This is a genomic window from Stutzerimonas stutzeri (assembly GCF_002909485.1).
Lineage (GTDB): Bacteria > Pseudomonadota > Gammaproteobacteria > Pseudomonadales > Pseudomonadaceae > Stutzerimonas > Stutzerimonas stutzeri_AH.
This window is the reverse complement of sequence record NZ_PPXG01000001.1, coordinates 543620-569562: the sequence shown is the minus strand read 5'-3', so window position 1 is coordinate 569562 and position 25943 is coordinate 543620. Positions and strand designations below refer to the sequence as shown.

Sequence of the window (25943 nt, the reverse complement as noted above, 5' to 3'; positions counted from 1 at the left end):
GCGAATGAACGAATTTCTGATCTTGGAACAGTCGTTATTGGGCGTGAGACGGCCGCTGAAGCAAGTACTCGATGCGGTGCCCTGGAACGAGGCGGGGCTCATCGCCGCCGTGGCGCAACAGCACGGCACTGGTGATGTGCTCATGCTGGCCTGGATGAATCGCACGGCGCTCGAGGACACCCTGGCCAGTGGCTGGGTGTGTTATTGGTCCCGCTCTCGGCAAGCGCTATGGCGCAAAGGGGAGACGTCGGGGCATCGCCAGCGGCTGCTTGAGGCGCGACTCGATTGTGATGGTGATGCGGTATTACTGTTGGTGGACCAGAGCGGGCCTGCCTGTCACACCGGTCGTCCCAATTGCTTCTATAACGCCATTCGCCAAGGCAACGTAGAAGTCGTTACGGCGCCGGTTAATACCACACCAGCAGGCAGCCGCAATGAGGGTTGAGTCGTTAGGTAGGCGCGTTTGCTTGGGTGCAACCTGGGCAGACAGCACCAATCTCCATCACGCTCCGATCCAGACGATAGCCGGCTAATGCCAACGCTTCGTTCAGCGCGTGCGAGGCTGCATCGTCGTGCAACTCTTTGACGCTATGGCAGTGTGGGCAGACCAGGAACACGCCGACATCGTTTTGTGGGTGCTGACTTCGATCACACGCGATGAACATGTTCATGCAGCTGATCTTGTGCGCCAGGCCATGAGCCACCAGATAGTTCAGCGCGCGGTAGACCGTTGGTGGCGCCGCGTTGGGCTTCAGGGTTCGGATAATGGCGAGCAGATGGTAGGCCTTGATCCCTTCCGGGTGCCGCTGCAACAGCATCAGCACTTGGCGTCGAATTGGCGTAAGCGCGACGTTTTGCGCGAGCCGGTCATCTGCTGCGTCGTCGAGCGCGACCTGCTCGGTCTGGCGTTCGCCCACCATTCTGTGCCTTTGCCTGTTCATGCAATGATCCGTATAGATATACGTTACAATATAACATACCATTTAAATGGTGATGCCGCAGCACTAAGCGGTGCGCCTGAAAACCAAGAGCCGACACGCAGCCTTGCCCGATTTGACTGAGATTTACGACCATGAGCATTCTGCTACCCGACGTAGCCATGACCGAACGGTCCGCAACCCATGCTTCACTGGAGTGGGTAGGGATGGCCGCGATCGATTTACCGATCATGTTGGACGAGCCCGGCGTGTCGTATCCGCTGAATGCTCAAGCGGACGTTCAGGTCAACCTGCCCGATCCAACCATCAAGGGCATACACATGTCGCGGTTGTACCGGCTCCTGGACGATTTCGCGGCACGGGAGAGGCTGAATCCGAGCGCATTGGCCGGATTGCTGGAGCGCATGGTGGGCAGCCATGCGGACTGCCATTCCAGCCGTGCGCGGCTCGGTTTGACCTTTTCGTTGCTGTGCCGGCGTCCGGCATTGCTGACCGAAGGCCTCAGTGGCTGGAAGTCCTATCCGGTTGTCGTCAACGCTGTCTGGGCGGCTCAGCAGCTGTCGCTGGAGGTGTCAGTCCAAGTGGCTTATTCCTCGACATGTCCATGCTCCGCGGCCTTGACCAGGCAGCTGATCGAACAGGCATTTCTCGACAGCTTCGGTTGCGAAGCGACCGTCACTCCTGCAGAAGTCGCCGCCTGGCTGCAGCGCAATGCAACGCTCGCCACGCCCCATAGTCAGCGCAGCGTGGCGGAGGTCCGTGTACGCATCGCGGGCGATGTAGAGCGCCTGGATCTGCTGCGGTTGATCGACCGTATCGAAGCCGCCCTCGGTACGCCGGTGCAGACCGCCGTCAAGCGCGCTGATGAGCAGGCGTTTGCGCGACTAAACGGGCAGAACCTGATGTATGTCGAGGATGCCGCTCGGCGCATCGAGAAAGCCGTGGCTGAGGACTACCCGCATCACAGCGTGAGCGTGCGGCACCTTGAAAGTTTGCATCCTCATGATGCAGTGGCGAGCAGTTCAAGCATGCCGGTTAGTTGAGTGAGGCGGCTTTTGGCTACTTCCGCGCCTGTGCGGCGCGCATTTGATCGATAAACGGAGGCATTGTCATGACGGTGGCCGGCCAGATCGAGCCAATCCAGTTGTACAACACCCTGGCGCGGGGCAAGCAGCCTTTCGTGCCCGCTAACCCGGAGCGGGTAACCCTGTACGTCTGCGGGCCCACGGTCTACAACTTCGCTCATATCGGCAACGCTCGCCCTGCCGTGGTATTCGACATGTTGGCGCGGCTATTGCGCCATCGGCATGGCCGTTTGGTCTATGCGCGCAATTTCACCGACGTGGATGACAAGATCAACGCGGCGGCGCAGGAGGCGGGCGTGCCGATCAGCGTCATCACCGACCGCTACATCGACGCCTACCATACCGACATGCGAGCACTTTGCGTCGCTGAACCGGATCTGGAACCGCGAGTCACCGAGCACATTCCAGACATCATCAGTTTGGTCTCGAAACTCATCGAGCGCGGCCACGCCTATGAAGCCGAGGGGCACGTGCTTTTTCACGTGGCTTCGTACGCAGGTTACGGAGCCCTTTCCGGACGGCGGCCTGAGGACATGCTTGCCGGCGCACGTGTAGAGGTGGCGCCCTACAAGCGCGACCCATTGGATTTTGTGCTCTGGAAGCCATCCGACGCCGAGCAGCCTGGCTGGGACAGCCCTTGGGGCAGAGGCCGTCCGGGTTGGCACATCGAATGTTCGGCGATGGTGGAGCGGCACCTGGGGCGCACCATCGATATCCACGGCGGCGGTCAGGATCTGATCTTTCCGCATCACGAAAACGAAATTGCCCAGGGCACCTGTGCCCATGACGGCGAGCCGTACTGTCACACGTGGGTCCACAACAGCTTTGTCACGGTGGATGGACAGAAGATGTCCAAGTCGTTGGGTAATGTGCTGCTGGTGCGTGACCTGCTTGCGCAGGCGCCCGGCGAGGCGATCCGCCTGGCGCTGCTCTCGACCCACTATCGTCAGCCGCTGGACTGGAACGACGAGCGCCTGGAGGCGTCCAGGCGGGTTCTGCTGCGCTTCTATAAAAGCCTGGCGCAGGTGGACGCCATATCCACGGCACAGACACCACCAGACGCCGTGGTCGTCGCTGCTCTTGGTAACGATTTGAACGTTTCTGCAGCCCTGGCAAGGCTCCATCAGCTTGCCGGGCAGCTGGACGCCAGCTGCGTGGAAGACGAACGCCGCGAGTTGAAGTCGACCCTTCTGGCATCCGCTGCACTGCTCGGCCTGTTGCAGCAGGAACCCGCCCAGGCCATAGCGGAGCTGGCGAGCAAGCGCGAGTCTGCGCCGATAGACGCCGCCTGGGTGGACGCGCTGATTGCCCAGCGCAACCAGGCGCGAGGTCGTAGAGAGTTCGAGCGCGCTGATGATCTGCGCGACCAACTACTGCGTGCTGGCATCCTCCTTGAGGACAAGCCCGACGGCACACACTGGTACAGCCAAAGTGAGCAACTGTCATGAAGCACTGGCCAAGAAAACTGGCCAAGGGGTTGATACGCGCCTACCAGTACCTGATCAGCCCACTGCTCGGCCCGCGCTGCCGTTTTTATCCCACGTGTTCGGAGTACGCCCTGGAAGCGCTCAATCAACATGGGTTTGCGCGCGGTTCACTGTTGTCGCTGCGCCGCCTGCTGCGTTGTCACCCTTGGCATCCGGGAGGCTATGACCCAGTGCCAGGCCGCTGCGACAACCATGCACACCATGAACAGGACCGTCACTGATGATTCGCAGGAACCCCTCTGGCCATCTTCCGGTAATTGCCGAGTCAGCCTATATCGACAAGACCGCCATCATCTGCGGGAAGGTGATCATCAAGGACAACGTGTTCGTTGGTCCCTACGCGGTGATTCGCGCCGATGAGGTCGACGCCAGTGGCGACATGGAGCCGATCGTGATCGGTGCCAATTCCAATATCCAGGACGGTGTGGTCATTCACTCCAAATCCGGGGCCGCCGTGGTGATTGGCGAGTACAGTTCCATTGCCCATCGTTCCATTGTGCATGGTCCCTGTGTCGTGGGTGATCGCGTTTTCATAGGGTTCAACAGCGTGTTGTTCAACTGTCGGGTGGGCGACGGCTGCGTGGTGCGGCACAACTCGGTCGTCGATGGCCGCGATCTGCCGGAAAATTTCTACGTGCCGCCGACTGAGCACATTGGCCCGCATACGGACCTCGATCGTTACCCTCCGGTGAGCATTTCCGCGTCTGAATTTTCAGAAGATGTCGCTCGCGCCAACATTGATCTGGTTCGGGGCTACAAGGCCCTGCAGAACGAGTTTTGACAGATGACTGACATCCTTATCCGCAACGCTCGATTGGTGAACGAAGGGCGTGAATTCGAGAGCGACGTGCTGGTTGCCCACGGACGAATTGAGAAAATCGCCACTAGCATCGAGGGCATACGTGCGCGTGTCGAAATCGACGCCGCCGGGCAGTGGCTGATGCCGGGAATGATCGACGATCAAGTTCACTTTCGCGAGCCGGGCGCGCCGCACAAGGGCTGCATCGCCAGCGAGTCGCGCGCGGCCGTGGCCGGTGGTATCACCAGCTTCATGGACATGCCCAATACTGCGCCTCCAACCCTGACGCTGGACGCACTGGCCGATAAAAAACGCCGGGCGGCTGCAGGCGCAAAGGCCAACTATGCGTTCCACTTCGGCGTCAGTCGCGACAACCTCGACACCGTTGCCGCGCTCGACCCAGCCGCGGTTGGCGGAGTAAAGGTGTTCATGGGCGCGTCGACAGGCGACATGCTGGTGGACGATCCTGAGATATTGGAGCGTTTGTTCAGCTGCGTGCCGACGATTCTGCTCGCCCACTGTGAGCACACCCCCAGCATCCTGGCCAATGAGGCTCGCCTGCGAGAGCTTCATGGCGATCACATTCCGCCCTCGGCGCATCCGTTGATACGCGATGCCGAAGCCTGCTATCGATCGTCCAGTTTCGCCGTGGACCTGGCAAGACGCTGCGGTACTCGCCTGCACGTGCTGCACCTGACCACGGCGCGGGAGTTAGCGCTGTTCACTCCCGGCCCGCTAGCCGGCAAGCGCATCACCGCCGAAGTTTGCGCTCATCATCTGCTGTTCGATGACAGCGACTATGCCGCGCTGGGCAACCTGATCAAGTGCAACCCGGCGATCAAAACTCGCGCTGATCGTGATGCCCTGCGGCAGGCACTGCTCTGTGACCGTATCGATGTAATCGGCACCGACCATGCGCCCCACACGCTCGAAGAGAAAAGCCGTGCTTACGCTCAGGCACCTTCAGGCCTGCCCCTGGTGCAGCACGCCTTGCCTGCGCTGTTGGAGTTGGTGGAGGAGGGCGCGCTGCCGTTAACGCACCTGGTGCGCAAGACCAGTCATGCCGTGGCCGAGCTGTTCGGCATACGTGAACGCGGTTATCTGCGTGAAGGCTATTGGGCTGACTTGACTCTCGTGGAGCGCCTGGCAGTGCCACAACCGGTGGACGAACAGCCCGTACTCGCCCATTGCGGCTGGACACCCTTCAAGGGCCGCAGCTTTCGTCATGCTGTGCGTACCACCGTGGTGTCTGGGCAGCTGGCCTGGCATCAGGGACGCGTGCAGGACGACTGCGAAGGCTTGCCGCTCAGTTTCAACCGTTGATTCGCACAGGACATCCAATGATCGACATCACTCTCCCCGACGCGAGCGTTCGTCGCTACGCCGAACCGGTTTTCGTACAGCAGGTTGCGGCCGATATTGGCGCGGGGCTTGCCAAAGCAACCATCGCCGGCAAGGTCGATGGCACTTTGGTCGACGCGTGCGACCTGATCGATCACGACGCCCACTTGCAGATCATCACAGCCAAGGATGCGGAAGGCATCGAGATCATTCGCCATTCCTGTGCGCACCTGGTGGGGCATGCCGTGAAACAGCTGTATCCGACTGCACGGATGGTTATCGGCCCTGTCATCGAGGACGGCTTTTATTACGACATCGCTTTCGAGCGGCCTTTTACGCCCTATGACCTGGCCATGATCGAACAACGCATGCGCGAGCTGATCGACAAGGAATACGACGTCATCAAGCAGGTGACGCCACGTGATGAAGTCATTGCCGTTTTTCGCGCGCGTAATGAGGAGTACAAGCTACGCCTGATTGAGGACATGCCCGACGAACAAGCCATGGGCCTGTACTTCCATGAAGAGTACGTGGACATGTGCCGTGGTCCACACGTGCCCAATACGCGTTTTCTAAAAGCGTTTCGCCTGACCAAACTATCGGGCGCCTACTGGCGCGGCGACTCCAAGAACGAGCAACTACAGCGGATTTACGGTACGGCGTGGGCAGACAAGAAACAGTTGGCTGCCTACCTGCAGCGAATCGAAGAGGCGGAAAAGCGCGACCATCGCAAACTCGGCGCGCATCTGGACCTGTTTCATTTCGACGACATGGCCCCGGGGTCGGTGTTCTGGCATCCCAAAGGCTGGACGCTCTTTCAAACACTGCTTGGCTACATGCGCCAGCGCCAAGAGGTGGCGGGCTATGTCGAGGTCAACACGCCGGACGTCATGGACCGCGGCCTGTGGGAGACCTCCGGGCACTGGTTCAACTACCGCGAGAACATGTTTACGACCAGCACCGAGGATGAACGTGTATTCGCCCTCAAACCGATGAACTGCCCTGGCGCGGTGTCGTTGTATGCACGCGGCATCAAGAGCTACCGCGATCTGCCGCTGCGCATGGCCGAGTTCGGCAAAGTGCATCGTTACGAGCCGTCGGGTGCGTTGCATGGGCTGCTGCGGGTAAGACACTTCACCCAGGACGATGCGCACATATTCTGTACGCCTGAACAGATGGAACAGGAGTGTGCCGACACCATCGAACTGGTGTTCGACATCTACCGTGATTTTGGCTTCGAAGACGTCGCGGTCAAACTGTCGACGCGGCCGGCCAATCGCATTGGTACTGACGGAACCTGGGACAAGCTGGAAGGCGCGCTGTCCGGTGCGCTGCACCGTATCGGCGTGGACTACCAACTCAATCCGGGCGAGGGCGCCTTCTACGGACCGAAGCTCGAGTTCGTGCTGCGCGATGCCATTGGCCGCGACTGGCAATGCGGCACGTTGCAGGTAGACCTCAATCTGCCGGAACGCTTCGACATCCACTACATCGACGAGCAGGGCGAGCGGCAACGGCCGGTAATGCTGCATCGCGCCTTGTTTGGCTCGCTGGAACGTTTCATCGGTATTCTCATCGAGCAATACAGCGGTGCTTTCCCGTTGTGGTTGGCGCCCCAGCAGGCGGTCGTGCTGAATATCAGCGAGGCGCAGGATGATTACGCACGTGAAGTCGCCAGCCGGCTAAAACGCAATGGCTTGCGAGTGACGGCGGATCTTCGCAACGAGAAGATCGGCTACAAGATCCGCGAGTACACCTTGCAAAAGGTGCCCTATCTGTTGGTGGTGGGCGATAAGGAAAAGCAGGATCGCCACGTTTCCGTACGCATGCTGCGCGGCGAGGATCTGGGCTCGATGCCGCTGGATGCCTTGGCGACGCTGCTGTTCGACCAGGCAAAGCTGGCTCGCCATCACGAAGCAGCCGAGGCGCTACCGTGCTGATTCGCAAACTGTTCAAGTTCGAGAGTGCGCATATCGTCCGCAATTGCACCACGCGACGTTGCTCGCGCTCCCTGCATGGCCACTCCTACAAGGTCGAGGTGCTTCTTGAGGCGGACGCGCTCGACCAGGGCCAGATGGTCTACGACTTCGGCCTGCTCAAAGGATCGGTAGCCGATTTCATTGATGCATTCGATCACGCCGTGACCTTCTGGCAGGGCGACGATCCAGACTATATCGCCCAGTGCCAGCGCTTTTCCGAGCGCTGGGTCGGTCTGCCGGTGTCGCCCAGTGCCGAGCAGTTCTCGCGGGTATTTTTCCGCCTGATCGATGCGGTGCTTGCCAATACTCAGATGGCCAACGGTGAGTCGGGCGTGCGGCTGCATTCGGTCATCGCCCATGAGACCGATACGGGCTACGCCCAGTGCTTTCGTGAGGATGCGTTCAACCAGAGGATGGGCGAGATTCGCCTCAAGGCGATCGAATTTTCGCCCAGGGTTCGAGCGGAATGGTGTAATCCGGACATGTTCAGCCAGTTGCTGGAAGGAGAGCCGTTTATTAACCAGGCTCCCTGACTCAGCAATGCGCTAGAGGGATGACATTCCATGACGGATAGCAAGATTGCTGCCGCCTGCCAAGGCGGCTGAGGTTCAGTGGTTCAGTGGTTCAGCGCGCGGAACAGCTTTTCGATCGTCTCGCGTTCCAGATCGCGGGTGATGAACACCAGACGCGAGCGGCGATCGTCGCTTGGCCAAACCGGCAGCGTCGCTAGGGGGTGGAGCATATGCTGCACGCCGTGAATGACCACCGGTTTCTCGTTGCCTTCGATGTTCAGGATGCCTTTAAGACGCAGCAGATTGCTTCCAGCAAAGCTGGTCAGCGTTTCTAGCCAAGCCTCCAGCAAGTCGTGCGAAATCGGTGTGTCGATGTAGTAGCAGAATGCACGAATGTGGCTGCCGTGCCGATTGATGTGGTGGTGGTGGTGGTGGTGGTGGTGGTGGTGAGTCTCAGCATGCCCATGTTCATGCCCATGTTCATGTTCATGTTCATGTTCAGAGTGATCATGTCCAGGCGCGGTGTACGCTTCCTCACGTAGCCAGCGCTCCACGTTCGGCCCTTTGCCTTCGGTGGAGAACAGGCCAAGGTCGAGCAGCTTCGAGGCATCAATCTCACCCTGGCTCACCATCCAGCGCGGCGCCGCCGGATTTATAGGGTCGAGGCGGCGCATCATGTCGTTCAGCTGCTCGGTGGTTGCCAGGTCGGCTTTGGTCAGCAACAGACAGTCCGCCATTGCCGCTTGCTTGGTCGCTTCGATTTCTCGATCCAGGGTATTCGAACCTATCGCCAGATCGACCGTGGCGACGATACCGTCGAGGCGGTAGCGCGAAGCGATCATCGGGTGCGTCATCAGGGTATGGATGATCGGTGCGGGATCGGCAAGCCCGGTAGTTTCAATCAGTACTCGCCGGAACTGCCGTTGGCCTTCGCGGGCAAAGCGCCAGGTAATGTCGCGCAGTGTCTGCACCAGATCGCCGCGTATGGTGCAGCACAGGCATCCGCTGCTCATCTCCATTACCAGATTCTCGGTGCTGTGCGCGACTAAGGCATGGTCGAGGGGGATCTCGCCGAACTCGTTGATGATGACCAAGGCATCGGCCAGGGCAGGTTGCCGAACCAGGTTGTTCAAAAGCGTGGTTTTGCCGCTGCCAAGAAAGCCCGTCAAAAGGGTGACAGGTATAAGCGCATGTTTGGGGGCGTCACTCAATTTTTAGGTCCTCGGGTGCGGCGGCGAGAGGGTGTCCTGGCTTGTGCCGCACAACAATCAGTGATGGCGTGCAGGTTGCGATAGATACCCAGGTGGGGAGCGTAAGCACTTGAAGCACTCTGCAGTAGCGGTATCAGGTGAGCGCATTACGTGCTTGGGCGTCCAGGGCAGCCCGTTGGTACCAGGCCAGCACGGCTTGTAGGTGTCCAGGCCCGTACACCTCGGCAAAGCGCTGCGTCTCATACTCCTTGGGATTGGTCAGTACAGCCAGCCGCCGCTGGACGAATTCGGTGGTCAGGGGGATGCCGCACTCAACGGTGATGCAGTGTCGCCACGCGACGTAGCTGTCAGGTATCGCAGGGGTGTCTTTCATAGTTGATCCTCAACGCTTGCACGGTCTGCCTCAGTAGGGTTCGCTTGTTCACAAAGATGTTATAACGTAACTTTATCTTTTTCCTATACCGATAGGCATAGGTCTCCATGTCTGCTTCTTGATGCGAACAATAAAATGACCCATACGAATGGCTTCGGTCGGCGTTTGAAAGTTGTCGGTGCGATTTCACTTTGTGCTTTGGCCGCTAATGCTCAAGCCAAGCCCGATCCCATAGAGCTGGACGCTACGGAAGTGGTTGGCACCCGCGAGCAGGGCTATCGCGCCACGGTTGCGCCCACCGCGAACAAGAGCGATACACCGGTCAAGCAAACGCCTTTTTCAATCCAAACCGTGACCCGCGAACTGATCGAGGATCGCGGCGTAACGACGTTTGGTGAGGCCATCCGCACGGTGCCCGGCATCACCAATCAGGTCGGGTTCGGCGGGGTAAATGATCGTTTTCGGCTGCGCGGGTTCGGCACCGAAGCCAACCTGAAAAATGGTGTACGACGCGCCAATTTCGTGGCCATTGATGACCTCGTCAACATCGAGCAGATCGAGGTCCTTAAGGGCCCATCATCGGCGCTTTATGGGCGTTTCGAGCCTGGTGGCGTGGTCAATCTGGTAACTAAGAAACCATTGGCCGAGCAGCGTACGCAGGTTGACTTCAGCGCAGGGCGTTACGATTTCTACCGATCAACGCTGGATACCTCCGGCCCGCTGGGCGACAACCTGGGCTATCGCCTGACTGCAGCCTGGCAGGACAACGGCAGCTTCCGTGACTTCGTCGATAACGAGAGCCAGTTCATCTCACCGGTGCTGACCTGGCAACTGGCGCCTGAGACGGCCCTGACCTTCGAATTTGAATATGCACGCAAGGTCGCGGATATGGACCGCGGTTTCGGCAACAACGAGCTGTATCTGAGTGCGCCCATCGAGCGAAACTTTGCCGAGCCTCACACGCGCGCCAGTGCGATCAGCAAGCTGGCTTCGGTGACCTTGGATCATGCGCTTGATGACAACTGGGACCTGCATACGGCTCTGCAGGTCTCCGATGCGCGGCTCGACGCATCCTGGTATTCGTATGGTTTCTTTAACGGCGGCATCGGGGGGACGCCTGAGAATCCGACCGTGTCGCGACGCCCTCAGCTCAACCATGATCGACAGATTGATGCCACGGGGCTTGCCGAGGTCAGCCGGCGCTTCAGCACTGGCGCTATCGGCCATCGCATCCTGCTGGGCACCGAATACAGTCGCGATTGGTGGGACTATGACGCAGCCGTTGGCTCGACCAGCTTCATCGACTTCAACAACCCGGTGTATGGCACGCCGCCGTCGGCACTTTCGCCCGCTGGGGAGGGGCGCTTTATCAACGATTCGTGGGCGCTCTATGCACAGGACGAGCTGACCTTTGGTGTCGAAGAGCGTTGGCGTCTGCTGCTTGGTGGCCGCTTCGATCATATAGAGGCATCGGCAATCGATGATTTCTACGGTCTCGACGAGCCTGCAGAAAAGAGCTTCAGCGCCTTTTCACCACGGGTGGGGCTGACCTGGACGCCGGTGGACCCGCTATCGCTCTACGCCAGCTGGTCGCGTTCGATGCGTACTGAGCTGAACAACGGCATCCTGCAGGGCGGCGAACTGCCGTCACCAGTGAAGGGTGAACAGTATGAGGTCGGCGCCAAGTTCAGCCTGCTAGACGGTCGTCTGACACCGACGCTGGCGTACTTCGACATCCGTCGCAAAGACGGGCTGGTGTCGGACCCCAATGACCCGACGTTCACTTACAGCATTCAGGTGGGTGAGCAACGCAGTAAAGGCTGGGAAATCGATCTTCCATTTATGATCACGCCCAACTGGCGCCTGCTGGCCAGCTACACCCGTCTGAACGCCACTATCAGTGACGATACCGACGCGGGGCTGGAGGGCAATCGGCTGGCCAACACCCCTCAGACCAATGCCAGCTTATGGACCAGCTACGACCTGGTCGGAATCGCTCCGGGGCTCAGCGTTGGCGTGGGTGCCAATTACGTAGGCGAGCGGGAGGCGAACAACAGCAACACCTTTACGTTGCCGTCTTATACGCGCTGGGACGCCAACCTGATGTACCGATTCGGACAGGCGCAGAGCTATCGCGTGCAACTCAACGTACAGAACCTCTTCGACAAGCGTTACTACGATTCGGGCGGCAGTTTCGTGCCGACTTATCCGGGCGCGCCACGTACCGCGGTGCTGACCCTTGGGGCAACGTTCTAGGCATGTTGCGCAGCGAATCGTTGTGCGTCGGCTACGCAGGGCAGACGCTTATAGGTCCCCTGGATCTGCAGCTTGGTGCTGGGCGTCTGGTGTGTTTGCTGGGTGCCAATGGTGCCGGCAAGTCCACCTTGATCCGCACCCTTACCGGTATGCAGCCAGCCACAGGTGGCCGCGTGCTGCTGGATGGTGTTGAGCTGCATACGCTTGGCGCAGGCGAAAGGGCCCGGCAACTTGCCGTGGTGCTGACCGACCGGGTCGAGGCGGGACTTTTGACCGGCTTCGAACTGGCTGCCCTTGGGCGTTATCCGCACCTGGGCTGGAGTGGCCGATTGGGGCCGGATGACCGAAGGCAGGTCTGCCGGGCGCTGGAGGCGGTCGACGCCATGGCGCTTGCCGGCAAAGCGGTGGCGGCCATGTCGGATGGCGAGCGGCAGCGAGTCATGCTCGCCAGAGCCCTGGCGCAAGAACCCAAGGTGCTGGTGCTGGATGAGATCACCGCATTTCTGGATCTACCCAGGCGCATTGAGGTGCTTCATCTGCTGCAGCGTCTTGCACGTGAGCAGCAGCTTGCCGTGCTGCTGTGCTGTCATGACCTGGATCTTGCCCTGCGTTGCGCCGACGTACTCTGGCTGTTGGACCACCGGCGCAACCTGCATGTCGGCGCGCCGGAAGATCTGGTGCTCGACGGAAGCCTGGCGGAAGCCTTCTCCTCGTCCGGCCTGCGGTTCGATACCGAGCGTGGCGAATGGGGCATGTCCCGGGCGACGGGCAAGCCCGTGCGGCTGACTGGTGAAGGTGCAGCTCATACTTGGGCCTTGCGTGCATTGGAACGGGTCGGCTTCCACGAGGCGGCTGCGGCGGACCTGGCGGTGCATGCCGAGCTTGGGAATTACCGCCTGCTGAGTGCGGACCGTGAACAGGTCTTCGCTCGACTTGGCGAGCTGGTCGAAGCGGTCGAGGCGTTACGGTGAGGTGCAGGGTTGTGCTGTTAAGCCTGATGCTGCTCAGCGGTTGCGAGCGCATGGACACACCGGTGCTTGAGTATTACCCGTCGCAGGTGGTGGGCGAGAAACCCGGGCACAATCTGGATGCAGCCTGCGTATCCGACTTCCGCGACGACGTTGATTACTTCCCCGAACGCAGCCAATTCGACTGGTCCGATCAGCTTTCAGTCGAGTATTCAGGGCATTTCAAACGGGTGCGCTTCAGGCCAAGTGTGACTACGGGGGAGACGCTGGAGATTCTGCTGGTGCAATGCGGCACGCCAGTGCCCGAGCACGAGGCCAGCACTGTGGTGGTTCAGGTGCCAATCCGTCGCCTGGCTACGGGCAACTCGGCGATGCTCGGTGCGGCTGACGAGTTGGCAATCGTTGATCGGCTGGTGGGCATCGAAAATACCCGGACCCCAACCGTCGAAAGCGTACGCCGACGCATCGCAGCAGGCGGCATTCAGGAGTTGTGGGGCTACGCGCACGCCAACATCGAGCCGATCATGGCGGTTCGGCCTGACGTCTACCTGAGCTTCTATTCCGCCTATCCGCAGTTCAACTTGCACCCCCAGCTGCAGCGGGTCGGTGTCCGTGCGTTGCCTCAGGCCGACCACCTGGAAGGCCACCCCTTGGGGCGCGCTGAGTGGCTCAAGTTCTTGGCGTTGTTGGTCAACCGCGAGGCCAAAGCCAATCAGCAGTTCGCCCAGGTTGAGCACGAGTATCTGCACTGGCGGGACCTGGCCACACAGGCGCGGCAGCGGCCTGCGGTGATGGCTGGCTTTCCTTCTGGTCGGGACAGTTTCGAAGTCTTTGGTGCCTTGAATCAGCGCGCTCAATTACTCGCCGATGCGGGCGGGGATTACGTGCTGTCGGGTCTGCGCAAGCACGGCAGCCTGTTACAGGTGGGCTTTGAGGAGGCCTATCTAGCCGGTGCCGAGGCGCCCGTGTGGATTGGCGTGCAGTCGGGCCACGCCTCGCTGGCGCAGATGCTAGAAATAACGCCTCGCGCCGCCTGGTTTGCCGCCGCCAGGGCAGGGCAGGTCTACGCCTTCGATAAAGGCTACATCGGTACCTGGGCATCGCCAGCGCATGACAACGGCATGACTCGACCGCACCTGGCACTCGCCGAGCTGGTACAAGTTCTTCACCCCGAGCTGCTGCAAACCTCGGTACCTCCAACTTTTCTGCGGCGTCTTCCATGACTGACCTCACTGCCGAGTTTCACCACCCGTCAACACGAAAGTCCGGATGGGCCTATGCCGGGCTCGGTATATGTGTCGCCCTGTTATTCGTGGCCGAGCTCAGCATTGGCGCGGTGGCCGTTCCGTTAAAGGCCGTGCTGGGTGCGCTGCTGGGGCAGGATGTCGGCGAGGTTTGGCGCAATATCCTGTTTGATTTCCGCCTGCCTCGAGCACTCAATGCGATGTGTTCAGGGGCTGCGCTCGGGGCCGCCGGCTTGCTGTTGCAAACCCTGTTTCGCAACCCGCTGGCCGACCCATTCGTGCTGGGCATCGTGCACAGCGCGCGGTTGGGTGCGGCAGTACTGGTCACCTTCGCAGGCGTCGCTGGCAACGCACTGCTCGTACGCTTTGGCCTGCTTGGCGATGTCGGCCTGGCGCTTGCGTCGGTAGCGGGCTCGACACTGCTGCTTAGCCTGTTGGCCGTGCTCTCGAGCCGACTGAACTCAATCACGTTGCTGATATGCGGGCTGATGCTGGGTTATCTCGCCGTTGGACTGATCAGCGTATTGATGCACTTCATCGATGAAAATCAGGCTCGTGCGTTCAAGGCCTGGGACGATGCCAGCTTCGCCGGCGCGACGGTGGACCAGTTGCGGCTGTTGATCCCAGGCGTGGCCTTAGGGCTACTGGCGTTGGCGGCATTGATAAAACCGTTGAACGCTCTGCTGCTTGGCGAGCGATATGCGGCGTCTATGGGCATGCCGGTCCAGCGGGTTCGGCGCTGCGCCCTGTTTGTTGCCGCGTGGCTATGCGGCCTGGTTACTGCCTTCTGCGGACCGGTGGCGTTCCTTGGACTCGTCGCAGCGCAGGTGACCCGAGGGATTTTCTCCAGCGCCGATCACCGGGTGCTATTGCCCGGCGTTGTACTGACAGGGGCTGTTCTGGGTTTGGCCGCAGATTTGGTTACTCACCTGCCATGGAGCCGGCATGTACTCCATTTGAATGCCGTAATTGGACTGGTCGGCGCGCCTGTGGCGCTTTATGTACTATTGCGGCGCAAGCATTCCCAGGGGCTGTAAAGTCGACGCTTCGTATGCACGAACAGACTAGTGCCCTGGCTCAGCAGGGCGTTGCACTGGCCAGGCAAACATCGCCGCTGGCGCCGAGGATGCCGATCAGCATGCTGGCACCTGCGCTTTCAGGCGCCAGCCACCGGCGCGTTGGCGATCGTGCCAGAACCCGGCATAGCGGCCATTTCTGGCCAGCAGCTGGGCGTGGGTGCCCGCTTCGATCAGGCGGCCCTGATCGAGCACCAGAATCTGATCGGCGGCCATGATGGTCGGCAAGCGATGGGCAATCACCAATACCGTGGAGTGTTGTATCAGGCTCCCGATGACCCTCTGCACATAGGCCTCGTTTTGCGGATCCAGAGCGGCGGTAGCTTCATCGAGCAATACGATGGGCGCGCGTTTGAGCAAGGCCCTGGCCAGGGACACCCGCTGGCGTTCGCCGCCGGACAATGCAGCGCCCCCTTCACCCACCGGGGTGTTCCAGCCTTGCGGCAGGCGCGCGACGATTTCATCGATCCCGGCCAGTCGCGCCGCTTCTGCCACCTGCTCGGCACTGGCGTGCGGGCTGCCGACGCGGATATTGGCCTGCAGGCTGTCGTCGAACAGGTAGACGTCCTGCATCACCAAGGACAGTTGAGCCATCAAGGCTTCGTTGGACAGCTCGCGCACATCCACACCACCGACTTTGACGCTGCCTTCGGTGGCATCGAAGAAGCGCATCAGCAGCCGGGTGACGGTGGTTTTGCCCGAGCCCGAGGCGCCGACGATGGCCGTCATCGAACGGGGCGGTACATGGAAGCTCAGGTCGCGTAACCCCGTTGGGCCGCCGGGGTAAGCGAAACTGACCTGCTCGAAGGCCAGGCTGCCGGGGGCGCACAGCGAGCGGCTGATCGCGGGCTGCGCAAGCGGCGGCTCGCGCAGGATGCTCGCCAGATGCTCCAGGTCATTGCCAGCCATGCGTAATAAACCGCTGCGGGCTGCCGCCTCGGCCAGTGGGCCGACGAAGCGCGCCGCCAGGGCCAGCAAGGCGATCAGCTCGATTTCGTCGATCTGGCCGTTGACGGTTAAGGCGATCCCCACTCCCACCAGCAGGGCAAACGCCAGCTGTACGCTCAAGCCGCCGGCCAGAAGCTTGGGGAAAGTGTGCGCCAGCATCGAGCCGCTAGCTTCCTGCTGAGCCTGGTTGGCGGCTTGCAGCGGTGGATAACCGTCCTGGGTTCGGCCAAAGGCACGCAGCACCTGCTGGTAACGGGCGAACTCCACCACCCGATTGCCGGCCAGGGTGGCGGCGGCTTCGACGCGCTCATCGTTACTGCCGATGGCGGTGGCCGACCACCGATGGGCCAAGTAGATCAGTGGCGCGCAGAGTAGCGCCGTCAGGCCCAATCGCCAGTCGAAGACAAACAGGGTCAAGGCCACGGTGGCGGGCACCACCACCCCGCACACTACCGGGCCCAGGTAATGGGCGAACATGCCGGTGACCATCAGCGTGCCGCTGGTGGCGCTGCGGGACAGCCGTCCGACTTTTTCCGAGTTGAACCAGCCCAGCGGCAGGCTAACCAGGTGCTGACCAAGGCGATCATGCAAGGTGCTCAGTACGACCAGGGCCAAGGCAAAGCCTTTCATGGCCTGTTGGTAATGAGCGATGCAGGTCAGCGTTACCAGAGCCGCCAGGCCTGCCAGCCAGGCCATGGCGGTGGTCAGGTCATCGGCGAACAGTGCGCGCAGGATCGGTACCAGCAACGTCACGGCCAAACCTTGCAGCACGGCGCTGGCCACCAGCCAGGCGAGATAGCGGTAGAGGCGTGCGCTATGGGCCGGGCCCAGCAATGTGAAAAGACTGCGGATCACAGGGACATTTCCAGGTTGGGGGCGGTGGTCCCGGCATGGGCGCGCCATAGCCGGGCATAGGCGCCGTTCGCTTCGAGCAGTTGCTCGTGGCGGCCGCGCTCTACAACCCGTCCCTGATCGAGGACGACGATCTGGTCCACGCCGCGGATGCTCGCCAGACGGTGGGCGATCACCAGTACCGTGCGTCCCTGGGCGAGGGTCGACAGGGCGTCTTGGATCAGCGCCTCGGATTCGGGGTCGGCGTGTGAGGTGGCTTCATCGAGGATCAGTACCGGCGTATCGGCCAGCAGGGTGCGGGCGATGGACAGCCGTTGCGCTTCGCCGCCGGAGAAAATCGCGTCCTCGCCGATCACCGACTGGTAACCCCGCGGCAGGGCCTGGATGCGCTGATGGATCTGCGCCGATTTGGCCGCTGCCTGCACCTCGTCATCGCTGGCCTCGGGTCGTCCCAGGCGCAGGTTGGCGGCGACGCTGCCGCGCACCAGTTGCGCGTCCTGCAACACGAAACCGACGTGTCGATACAGCTGGCGCGGGTCTATTTCCCGCACATCGGCACCGCCGATCCGAACGCTGCCGGCGTTGACGTCGTGAAAACGCGGCACCAGCTTGGCCAGGGTCGATTTGCCGGCGCCGGAAGCACCGACCAGCGCGGTTATGCTGCCTGCCGGGCAATGCAGATCGACGCCGTCGAGAATCGGATGCTCGGGGGCGTAGCCAAATCGCACTCGATCAAAGGTGATGTCGCTGCCTTGGGGCTGCACGCAGACCTTGGGCGTGGGCAGCTCTTCGACGTCGAGCAGGGCCTCGATCCGTCCCGCAGCGGCCAGGGCCGTGCGTTGGGCGGTCAGGCTCTGGTTGATCACCAGCAGCGACTGCGGGATGAGCACTGCCACCAAGATCTCGGCGAACAACTGCAGCGGGGTGATCCAGCCCTTGGCCAATAACAGACTGCCCACTCCCAGGCTCGCCAGTAGAATCACCGGCACGCTCAGGGCCATGGAGGAAAACGCCTCCAGGCGCAGCAACGGCCGGACCCATCCGGCGTACTGCTCGCCGAACTGGCTGACCGCCTGTTGATAGCTGCGATGAGCCTGGCCCGCCTGGCCGAAGGCTTTTACCACCGCGATGCCATGGACGAACTCGACGATGGCGGCGCTGACCCGGGTCATGCTCTTGTCCAGCAACTGCATCTTGCTGCCGAACCCGCGCATCATCAGCGCGTAGGCCACGGCATAGATGGGCAAGGTCAACACTGCCAGCAGCGGCAGGCGCCAGTTCAGCGTGGCCAGCCAGGCCAGACCGGCCAGCGGCGTGACGATGGCGGCGGTGAGCTCCACCGCGTGGTGGGCGACGAGGTGGTGCAGGTCTTCGAGATCGTCCTGCACTACCTTGCGCACGGCGCCGGAGGTGGTGTCGCTGTACCAGCCCAGCGGCACTAGCCCCAATTTGCTGACCATGGCCTCGCGCAGGCTGGTTTGCAGGCGATGGTCCGCCAGGTGGGTCAGCCACAGGGCCAGCCCATTGGCCACCCAGCCCAGGCTCAAGCCGAGCACCACCAGCGCAGCCCACCGCCACAACGAATGGAGGGCGTTGTCGCCCGCCAGCAACAAACGACCCAGTTCGGTCAGCGCGATGAAGGGCAGCAGGTTGACTAGCGCTCCGACGGCGGCGCACGCCACGCCGAGTCGAATAAGAGGCTGGACCGGCCGTTTGAGGGTCTGCAGAGCGGATGCCATGAGTTTTTCCGTAGGGCCTCGAGCAGAAGCGGGGTGAAGGTATGTACGTGCGGTGGCTCGGCGACGCTGAGTGGTTGCCGGGGACGTCGATCGACTCGAAGCGCCCGAGGCACACGCCTTCCCAGAATGGCGCGGGGAGGTGGCCGACGTTGGATCAAGCAGATGCGTGGGAAGATGCTAGCCATTCTCATTCTGGCGACTACCCGGATCGAATCGTTTTTGCCCCGCATCCGTTTGCTGACAGTGCGGTCGAGGTCGGCTGGGCCTGGGGGGAAGCCCGCAGATGTGGCGCGATACGGTTGGAAAATGACTTGAATCGGGTAGAGCCGCTGTTCCGTCCTTGTCTACCGTCGCCCGCTGTCCTGCCAACAGGGCATGTCTAGTTCCCCAAAAAGCGCCTTCCGCCAGGCTCGGTTTGCCTCGTGATGCCCGGCATTGGCGTGTCGATCATGGAGTTGCTGATGTCGATGGATATGGGTTTACAGGTTCGCGGCCTGCATAAGTGCTACGCCAACGGCGTCCAGGCGCTGCGCGGTGTGGAGCTGAATATCGGCCCAGGCATGTATGGGTTGCTGGGCCCCAACGGCGCCGGCAAGAGCAGCCTGATGCGCACGCTCGCCACCCTGCAGCAGCCGGACGCCGGCAGCATTCATCTGGACGGTGTGGATGTGCTGGCCGACTCCGATCACTTGCGTCGCCGCCTGGGCTATCTGCCGCAGCAACTGGGGGCCTATCCGGGCGTCAGCGCGCGGGACCTGCTGGATCGTTTCGCCTGGCTCAAGGGGCGCACCGACGCGCGCCTGCGTCGGCAGGAGATCGAAGGCTTGCTGGCGAAAGTCAACCTCACGGAGGCGGCGCATCGCGCCCTGGCGACCTATTCGGGCGGCATGCTGCGCCGGTTCGGCATCGCCATGGCGCTGGTTGGTTCGCCGCGGCTGTTGATCGTCGACGAACCCACTGCGGGTCTGGATCCGGCGGAGCGCAATCGCTTTCATCGCGTGCTGGCCGACGTTGCCGCCGAGTCCATCGTGCTGCTGTCGACCCATATCGTCGAGGACGTCGAGAACCTGTGCAGCCGCCTGGCAGTGCTGGCGGGCGGGCGGACCATCGTCGAAGGGCGTCCGGCGGATTTGCTCCGTGCCGAGCAGGGGAGGTTGTGGGAGGCCTCGTTCGGTCGCGGCGAACCCCTGCCCAATGCGCTGCACGTAGCGGCCAGCCCCGAGGGCAGTCGAGTCATCGTGCACGGCGATCGGCCGGCCGATCCGCGCTTCACGCCCCACGCACCACGCCTGGAAGACATCTATTATCTGGCGCTGGCCCAGGCCGGCGAGGCGCCTGACGCATGAATACCTTCGCTTTGCTGATGCGCGAGGCCGGGGTCGAGGTGCGCGCCGGACTGCGTAGCGGCATTCCCTTGCTGGTGTTTCTCGGCCTCACCGGTTACCTGCTGATGGCCCTGACCAACGCCGACTATGTGCAGAAGATGGGCGCCAGCGAAGTCGCCCGCAACGCCCCCAGCCTGATCTACCTGATGTCCAGTGGCTGCATGTTCTTCCTGTTCTTCGCCTGGGCCTGGGTCTTTGCCCAGCCGGCGCTGAGGGATCGCAAGGCGCAGTTGGAAGAGGTCCTGCTGGCGTTGCCGTTGTCGCTGCCGACCCTGTTGTGGGGGCGCTTCATCGGCGCCTCGGTGGTCGGCGGTCTGCTCGCCAGCTCGTTGATCGTCGGATTCATCCTCAGCCCGGTATTGGGCTGGCTGGGCTGGGTCCCGGCGGCGAGTATCGGCGCACCGGCCTGGTCGGCGCTGGGCTTTGCCTGGGTGGCCTTGCTCTTGCCGGTCAGTAGTGGAATCGGCGCGCTGTACTATCTGCTGGCCTTGCGTAGCCGCGGTCTGGCCGCGCCGTTCGGCCTGGCGACGGTGCTGATGCTGTTGTGGATGTTCGCGGTGGTGGTTCTCAAGGGGGGCGATATCAACCCGTTGCTGGCCGCCAGCCTCGATCCCTCGCTATTTACCTTTGCCCATGCCCAGGTGGAAACCTGGACGGCGGCGCAAAAATCGCAATCGCTGTTGGCATTGACTCCGGGGTTCTGGCTGAACCGAGCGTTGTGGTGCGTGCTGCCATTGCTGCTGCTCGCCGTGGTGCTGGCGCGCACCAGCCGGCAGGGCTTGATGGGGCGTCGTGCCGGTGCGTTGTTGGCCGAACCGCCGATGCGTTTGGCCGGTGGTACCCGCTTGCCCGGCCCGCTGCTGGCCAGCCATTGGCCGCAGGCCTTGTGGCAGGAGACGCGCTGGCAGATCCGCCAGATAGTCGCCCGCAAGATCTGCTGGGTGGCCCTCGGGTTGTTGCTGATGATGGGCATGCTCAGTGGCTTCGTTCATGTGGTGTGGCATGTCCGCGGGCCCATGGTGCCACGGGCGGATCTGACGCTGCCGCTGCTGTCCAGCGCGTTGTTTCTGGTGATCGCCTTCATCGTCGCGGCGTTGGTCGGCCTGATCTGCCGACGCGACGACGTCGAAGGCCTGGGAGAAATGTTAGAGGCCACGCCGGCGCCGGTATGGCTGCGTTTGTTGGCGTGGGTGGGCTGTGTGTCGCTGGCGACGCTGTTGTTGGCCCTGGTGCCGGGCGTGGCGAGTCTGCTGATCAGTGCCATCGCCGCCCCAGGCAGCCTCGCACCGGGGTTTGTGCTGATCTACCAACTGTTGGTTTTCGCGCCGCCCCTGCTGGAGTTGGCGCTGCTGGCGCTGCTGGTTCACGCCCTGATACGACACGGCGGCCTGGCCTATGCGGCCTCAATGCTGCTGACGTTCTTTCTGGTGCTCAATCATGAACTGGGCCTGGTCAGCTACCCAGCCTATGAAATGGCGATCCCGGTGCATGTGGCCTTGTCCAGCATGACCGGCTGGGCGCCTTGGTGGCCGTATCTGGTCACCCTGACGAGCTGGAAACTGGCCGGCTGCATGGTGCTGGTGGCGGTGGCTGCCCTGGGTCTGCCGCGCGGCCCGGAACGCCGGCGCATTGCGCAGGTACGCATGCGTCTGCAGGGAGTGCCTGGCGTGCTGCTGGCGGTAGGCATCATGGGCATGCTTGCTAGCGGGGTGTGGCTCCATCGGCATCTGGTGGAGCAGGGCGATTACCAGTCTCCGAGTCAGGAGCGTGCCGAGCGCGCCGCCTGGGAACAGCGCTGGCTGGCCGGTGCCGGAGCCTGGCAAGTAGCCGGTGGGAGCCTGCAGCTGAATATCAATAGCCTGACCCGTCAGGTCGAGGGGCAGTGGCGCCTGGATAAGGTCGTCGCCGACAGTCGCCAGTTGGACGCAGAACTGCCGCAAGGCTTGCGGGTAACGGCTGCCCGCGTCATGGGCCAGGCGGTGACGGTTGAACAGGGCATGCAACACCTGCGCGTGCCCTTGGGTGAGTGTGCGGTGTCCGGCTGTACGGTGGAGCTGCACTGGACCCTGAGTGCAACGGGGTGGCCGGGCGAAGGTGAGAACTTCTGGCTGGGGCCTCATGGCGTCTGGCTGGAGGCGCGCCGGGTCATTCCACGTCTGGGCTTCGATAGCGAGCGCTGGTTGCGTGTGCCCGCCCATCGGGTCGACGCCGGATTGGCCGCGCAGGTACCGCTGTTGCCGGAGGACTCGGCCGTTGCCGCGCAAGCCGTGGCACCCGCCGGCGTATGGGAATGGCGGATCACGCTGGACGGACAGTCCGTCAGCGCCAGCAGCGCAGCTCCATTGGACTTCGCTTATGCCTGGCCGACCGCAACGTCAGCGACAGAACTCGATGGCGTGTACGTGCTGGCTGATGGCAGCCGGGTGCAAACCAGCCTGGAAGTGCGCGAAGACCTGGAGGTCATGGCTGCCTGTGTCGCACGGCGCTTGGGCAGCAGTCCGAGGGTCGATGCCTTGAGCCAGTGGCCGACCGAGATGGGGCCCAGCCGCTTGAGCAACGGGCATCTGCTGCTCGCTCAATCGCCCGCTTGGGACGTCGCAGCGCAGGGCGTCGGTCGTTGGGCTCGGCGCGAACATATCGCCGAGGTGCTGGCGCGCCGGGTACTGCTCGATGCCAGCGATCTGCGTCAACAGCCCGGATACCAGTGGCTCAGCCATGGAGTGGCCGGCGCCATCGGCTTGCTGTGCGTGGACGATGCGGAGGGTCCGCAAGCGCGGTCGGTACTGGTCAAGCTCAAGGCTGACGACCTGACCTTGGCCCTAGGGCGCGACGGCGAGCCGCTCGGCACACTGTCCGAGGCTCGGGAGCAGAGCTGGGCCGCCTTCTACGCGCCCTTGGCCAGCCTGGACTGGGTAGCCAGGCAACCCCCCGCAGAACTGATGGCACTAACCGCGGAGCCCCGGGTCGCTCAGCAGTGGCCGGCCACTGTCCAGAGCCTGCTGGGGGCACCCTCAGAGCAAACCATAGCCGAGGCGCTCAGGCGCTGGGGCACGCCGTGATGAACTTTATTCATTCTCCCTTCCTGGAGTCTTTGTCCATGCCATCTCGAAGTTCTTTCAAACCGCAGCGCCATCCCGTCGGCTGGCGGCTCAACGCGCTGACACAGGCCTTGGCCTTGGCCCTGTCCAGCCAGATAGGCACGGCCTTTGCCGCGGACGATCATGCTGCTGCAGCCAGCGGTGGCGATGTGGTCGAGCTGGCCCCGCTCACCGTAAGCGCCCGGTTGAGCCAGGAGAGCGCCAGGGACATCCCCTTCGGCCTTTCGGTGATCGATGGGCAGATCCTGGAAACGCGCCGTCTGCGCACCCTCGAGGACGCGCTGCGCACCACGCCGGGGGTGGATGTCAATTCCTGGGGTGGCGCCAATGACGCCAACGTACGCATCCGTGGGGTCGGCTCGCTGAATCAGATGAGCATGGATGACGGCTCGGTGGTGCTGAATATCGACGGTGTACCCATGTCGGTGCGCAATGCCGCGCTGGCGACCTTGGATGTGCAGCAAGTGGAGGTGCTGAAGGGCCCGCAAGGCACGTTGTTCGGCCGCAACAGCGAGGCCGGGGCGATCAACGTCACCACCCGCAAACCGACCCGCCACGTGGAAGGCTACGTGCGCGGCGAAGTGGGCAATCAGGGTCAGTTCATGACCGAAGGCGCGGTGGGCGGGCCATTGACGGAAACCTTGGCCGGAAGGGTCGCGGTGCGACGCAGCGGCTTCGACAACTGGGTCGACTCCCAGCAGGACGGCGACCCCATGACCAAACCAAGGGATCTGGCCTTGCGCGGCAGCATGCTCTGGGACAACGACCAGGGCACTACGGGCCTGCTGACCGCCGAACGGCAACGGGCCGACCACTACGCCGGCCTGGAAATGCTCAGGCCCTTTGGCAACAGGCCGTCCCTCGATTACACCCCGGGAGTGTTCGATGACAATCAGAAGACCAACGAGCGTTATTCCTTCGAGCTGAATCATGATCTGGCCCAGGCTCGGATCACGTCCATCAGCGCCTACACCAGCACCGATTTGAATGCAGTCAAAGGCTATGACCGCAATATCACCCGCGAGCTGTTCGGCTCGCCGTTCGAGTACCTGATCGAGGACTCGGCCCAGGAGCGGGTATGGAGTCAGGATCTACGCCTGGGCTCCTTGGTGAGCGCCGATGTGTTCTGGGTTACCGGGCTCAATCTGTCGCGCTCGGAGCGCAGTTTCGACTCCGACGATTTCACCAGTGGCGCGCAGCAGAAGCGCGATTTCAGCTCCAACAGCTACGCCGCTTATGGTGAGGTCACCTATCCGATCGCCCAGGACTGGAAACTCACTGCCGGTCTGCGACATACCTGGGATCGCAAGACCTACGCTGCCGATTACCTCAGCCCCGGCAGCGCGGCCAGCGACCGCCGTCGCCTGCACGACAACTACAGCACCGGGCGCGGCGCGCTGTCCTATGCGCTGACGGAGCAAACCAGCCTGTATATGGTGCTCTCCCGAGGTTACAAGTCGGCGGGCTTCAATGATTACGCCACCTCGGCCAGGGACAGCGAGCCCTATAAGGCGGCCAAGGTCAACGCTGCCGAGCTGGGCTTCAAGCATGAAAGCAGCGGCGGTGCCCTGAGCCTCGAAGGCGCACTGTTCTTCACCCGCGTCCAGGACGACCACCTGCTGGGTTACGACTTCAATACCCTGGCGGTCAGCGCGGTGAATGCCGATACCCGCAGCAAGGGCGCCGAGCTTTCCAGCACCTGGCACCTCAACGATGAGTTCACCTTGAGCGGCGCGGTGAGCTACACCAACGCAGTGGTGACTTCCGATGCGCCAGGGGTATCGGGCGGGGACGTGACGGCGGGCAATCGAGTACCGGACGTGCCGTTGTGGAGTGGCAATTTCAGCGTCGCCTGGCAGAAGAATCTGCCGGATTTTCTCGGTTTGACCGCGCCGCGCTTGAACTCCTTGGTCAACTATCGGGTACAGAAAAACCGCCCGGCTGATCCGCAAAATCATTACGACCTCAAGGGTTACGCCAAGCTGGATCTACATCTGGGTGTGGAAGTGGGCGGTTCGGAAGTGTATCTGTGGGGGGACAACCTGCTGGATGCTCGGTACGACCTGTACGGCTCGTATTCCACCGACCAGGTGCTGACCGGGATGCCCGGCCGCGGGCGTTCGGCGGGTGTTGGCTATAGCTACTCGTTCTGATAACGCATAGCGGCAGGCGGGCGTACCGCCCATCAGACGCCAGTCTGTAACAGATGTGACAGACTGGCGGTTCTGCACGTGGGGGCTGCTTCGCTGAGCAACTCACCGAGATAGCTACAGCGCTGCTGTGAGCTGTTGCACGGCTGAACAGCGTACCAAGCTTGCGCACTCGTTACGCGACGGGCAGCAGTCGCCCCGAATGGCGTCCATCGGCATCCGTTACCGCCAAGAATCCAGACGAATCGGTTCACTGGACGGCTCGAGGTTGCCTGGTGATTTCCTGCTTTGACGCTAACGGAGCAGGGGCCTGGTCGCTATGCGGCCTGCGAGCCTCATCCGAGGAGCGCTCCAGTATTCAACTAAAGTAAAATGTTATGTTATAACCCGGTGTAAAGCCGCCTCAGAATGGTCGCGCTGGGGTGCATTCCTGCGGCGCGCGAGCTAGGCGTGAATCGCTAGTGATTATCAATTGCATTCATCTATCCCGGTATGATCTGAT

20 protein-coding genes are annotated in these 25943 nt (G+C 62.1%); 15 read left to right on the top strand and 5 right to left on the bottom strand.

The features are described 5' to 3' along the window. Positions 1–4 precede the first annotated feature (4 nt). Complete coding sequence (gene hisI, locus CXK91_RS02500; protein ID WP_256055664.1) at positions 5–445, top strand: phosphoribosyl-AMP cyclohydrolase; 441 nt, start codon at positions 5–7, stop codon at positions 443–445. Positions 446–449: 4 nt separating this feature from the next. On the opposite strand, the gene CXK91_RS02495 is transcribed toward hisI, so the two are convergent. Further along, positions 450–920 (bottom strand): transcriptional repressor, encoded by a 471-nt coding sequence (locus tag CXK91_RS02495; protein ID WP_181003900.1) that lies wholly within the window; start codon positions 918–920, stop codon positions 450–452. Between the two features lie 152 nt (positions 921–1072). Between CXK91_RS02495 and folE2 the strand changes: the two genes are divergently transcribed. The 7 genes from folE2 (at position 1073) to CXK91_RS02460 (ending at position 8162) form a co-directional block, all read left to right on the top strand. After that, entirely contained in the window at positions 1073–1981 is a 909-nt protein-coding gene (folE2, locus tag CXK91_RS02490; RefSeq protein WP_103454804.1) for a GTP cyclohydrolase FolE2, read from the top strand. Positions 1982–2049: 68 nt separating this feature from the next. Next, positions 2050–3471 (top strand): cysteine--tRNA ligase, encoded by a 1422-nt coding sequence (gene cysS / locus CXK91_RS02485; RefSeq protein WP_103454803.1) that lies wholly within the window; start codon positions 2050–2052, stop codon positions 3469–3471. Then, a complete protein-coding gene (yidD, locus tag CXK91_RS02480) occupies positions 3468–3731 on the top strand; it encodes a membrane protein insertion efficiency factor YidD (RefSeq protein ID WP_103454802.1) in 264 nt (87 codons plus the stop codon). Before cysS ends, yidD begins: the two co-directional genes overlap by 4 nt. Continuing rightward, positions 3731–4291 (top strand): carbonate dehydratase, encoded by a 561-nt coding sequence (locus CXK91_RS02475; protein WP_103454801.1) that lies wholly within the window; start codon positions 3731–3733, stop codon positions 4289–4291. The genes yidD and CXK91_RS02475 overlap by 1 nt, the downstream gene beginning before the upstream one ends. 3 nt (positions 4292–4294) lie before the next feature. Beyond that, the gene (locus CXK91_RS02470) at positions 4295–5632 is read left to right on the top strand and encodes a dihydroorotase (RefSeq protein WP_103454800.1); all 1338 of its coding nucleotides are present in this window, start codon (positions 4295–4297) and stop codon (positions 5630–5632) included. Between the two features lie 17 nt (positions 5633–5649). Further along, positions 5650–7590 carry a threonine--tRNA ligase gene (gene thrS / locus CXK91_RS02465; RefSeq protein ID WP_103454799.1) on the top strand — a complete coding sequence of 647 codons (1941 nt, stop codon included), beginning with the start codon at positions 5650–5652 and terminating at the stop codon, positions 7588–7590. Continuing rightward, positions 7584–8162, top strand: coding sequence for a 6-pyruvoyl trahydropterin synthase family protein (locus tag CXK91_RS02460; RefSeq protein WP_103454798.1), 579 nt, complete (start codon positions 7584–7586; stop codon positions 8160–8162). Before thrS ends, CXK91_RS02460 begins: the two co-directional genes overlap by 7 nt. Before the next feature lie 83 nt (positions 8163–8245). Here the strand turns inward: CXK91_RS02460 and CXK91_RS22860 are convergent, their stop codons facing one another. Together CXK91_RS22860 and CXK91_RS02450 are read right to left on the bottom strand one after the other, a co-directional pair. Then, entirely contained in the window at positions 8246–9352 is a 1107-nt protein-coding gene (locus tag CXK91_RS22860; RefSeq protein ID WP_103454797.1) for a CobW family GTP-binding protein, read from the bottom strand. 133 nt (positions 9353–9485) lie between these two features. Further along, positions 9486–9725 (bottom strand): hypothetical protein, encoded by a 240-nt coding sequence (locus CXK91_RS02450; protein ID WP_103454796.1) that lies wholly within the window; start codon positions 9723–9725, stop codon positions 9486–9488. 135 nt (positions 9726–9860) lie between these two features. Here CXK91_RS02450 and CXK91_RS02445 point away from each other — a divergent pair, with 135 nt between their 5' ends. The 4 genes from CXK91_RS02445 to CXK91_RS02430 are packed head-to-tail and all read left to right on the top strand — an operon-like array spanning position 9861 to position 15230. Further along, positions 9861–11981, top strand: coding sequence for a TonB-dependent siderophore receptor (locus CXK91_RS02445; RefSeq protein ID WP_103454795.1), 2121 nt, complete (start codon positions 9861–9863; stop codon positions 11979–11981). 2 nt (positions 11982–11983) lie between these two features. Next, positions 11984–12952, top strand: coding sequence for an ABC transporter ATP-binding protein (locus CXK91_RS02440; protein WP_103454794.1), 969 nt, complete (start codon positions 11984–11986; stop codon positions 12950–12952). An 11-nt stretch (positions 12953–12963) separates the two neighbouring features. Then, positions 12964–14172, top strand: a complete 1209-nt coding sequence (locus CXK91_RS02435; RefSeq protein ID WP_103454793.1) for an ABC transporter substrate-binding protein — start codon at positions 12964–12966, stop codon at positions 14170–14172. Next, positions 14169–15230: a FecCD family ABC transporter permease gene (locus CXK91_RS02430; protein WP_103454792.1), complete on the top strand. Its 1062-nt coding sequence runs from the start codon at positions 14169–14171 to the stop codon at positions 15228–15230. The genes CXK91_RS02435 and CXK91_RS02430 overlap by 4 nt, the downstream gene beginning before the upstream one ends. Positions 15231–15326: 96 nt before the next feature. Here CXK91_RS02430 and CXK91_RS02425 read toward each other — a convergent pair whose 3' ends face one another. Next, the gene (locus CXK91_RS02425) at positions 15327–17072 is read right to left on the bottom strand and encodes an ABC transporter ATP-binding protein (protein ID WP_103454791.1); all 1746 of its coding nucleotides are present in this window, start codon (positions 17070–17072) and stop codon (positions 15327–15329) included. Continuing rightward, on the bottom strand, positions 17069–18808 hold the full coding sequence (locus CXK91_RS02420; RefSeq protein WP_103454790.1) for an ABC transporter ATP-binding protein: 1740 nt from the start codon (positions 18806–18808) through the stop codon (positions 17069–17071). Before CXK91_RS02420 ends, CXK91_RS02425 begins: the two co-directional genes overlap by 4 nt. A gap of 461 nt (positions 18809–19269) precedes the next feature. Between CXK91_RS02420 and CXK91_RS02415 the strand changes: the two genes are divergently transcribed. Genes CXK91_RS02415 through CXK91_RS02405 form a run of 3 tightly spaced genes read left to right on the top strand, consistent with a single transcriptional unit; the run spans position 19270 to position 25444 of the window. Next, entirely contained in the window at positions 19270–20154 is an 885-nt protein-coding gene (locus CXK91_RS02415) for an ABC transporter ATP-binding protein (protein ID WP_103455001.1), read from the top strand. Continuing rightward, complete coding sequence (locus tag CXK91_RS02410) at positions 20151–23252, top strand: hypothetical protein (protein WP_103454789.1); 3102 nt, start codon at positions 20151–20153, stop codon at positions 23250–23252. Before CXK91_RS02415 ends, CXK91_RS02410 begins: the two co-directional genes overlap by 4 nt. A 38-nt stretch (positions 23253–23290) precedes the next feature. After that, the gene (locus tag CXK91_RS02405; protein ID WP_103454788.1) at positions 23291–25444 is read left to right on the top strand and encodes a TonB-dependent receptor; all 2154 of its coding nucleotides are present in this window, start codon (positions 23291–23293) and stop codon (positions 25442–25444) included. Positions 25445–25943 lie beyond the last annotated feature (499 nt).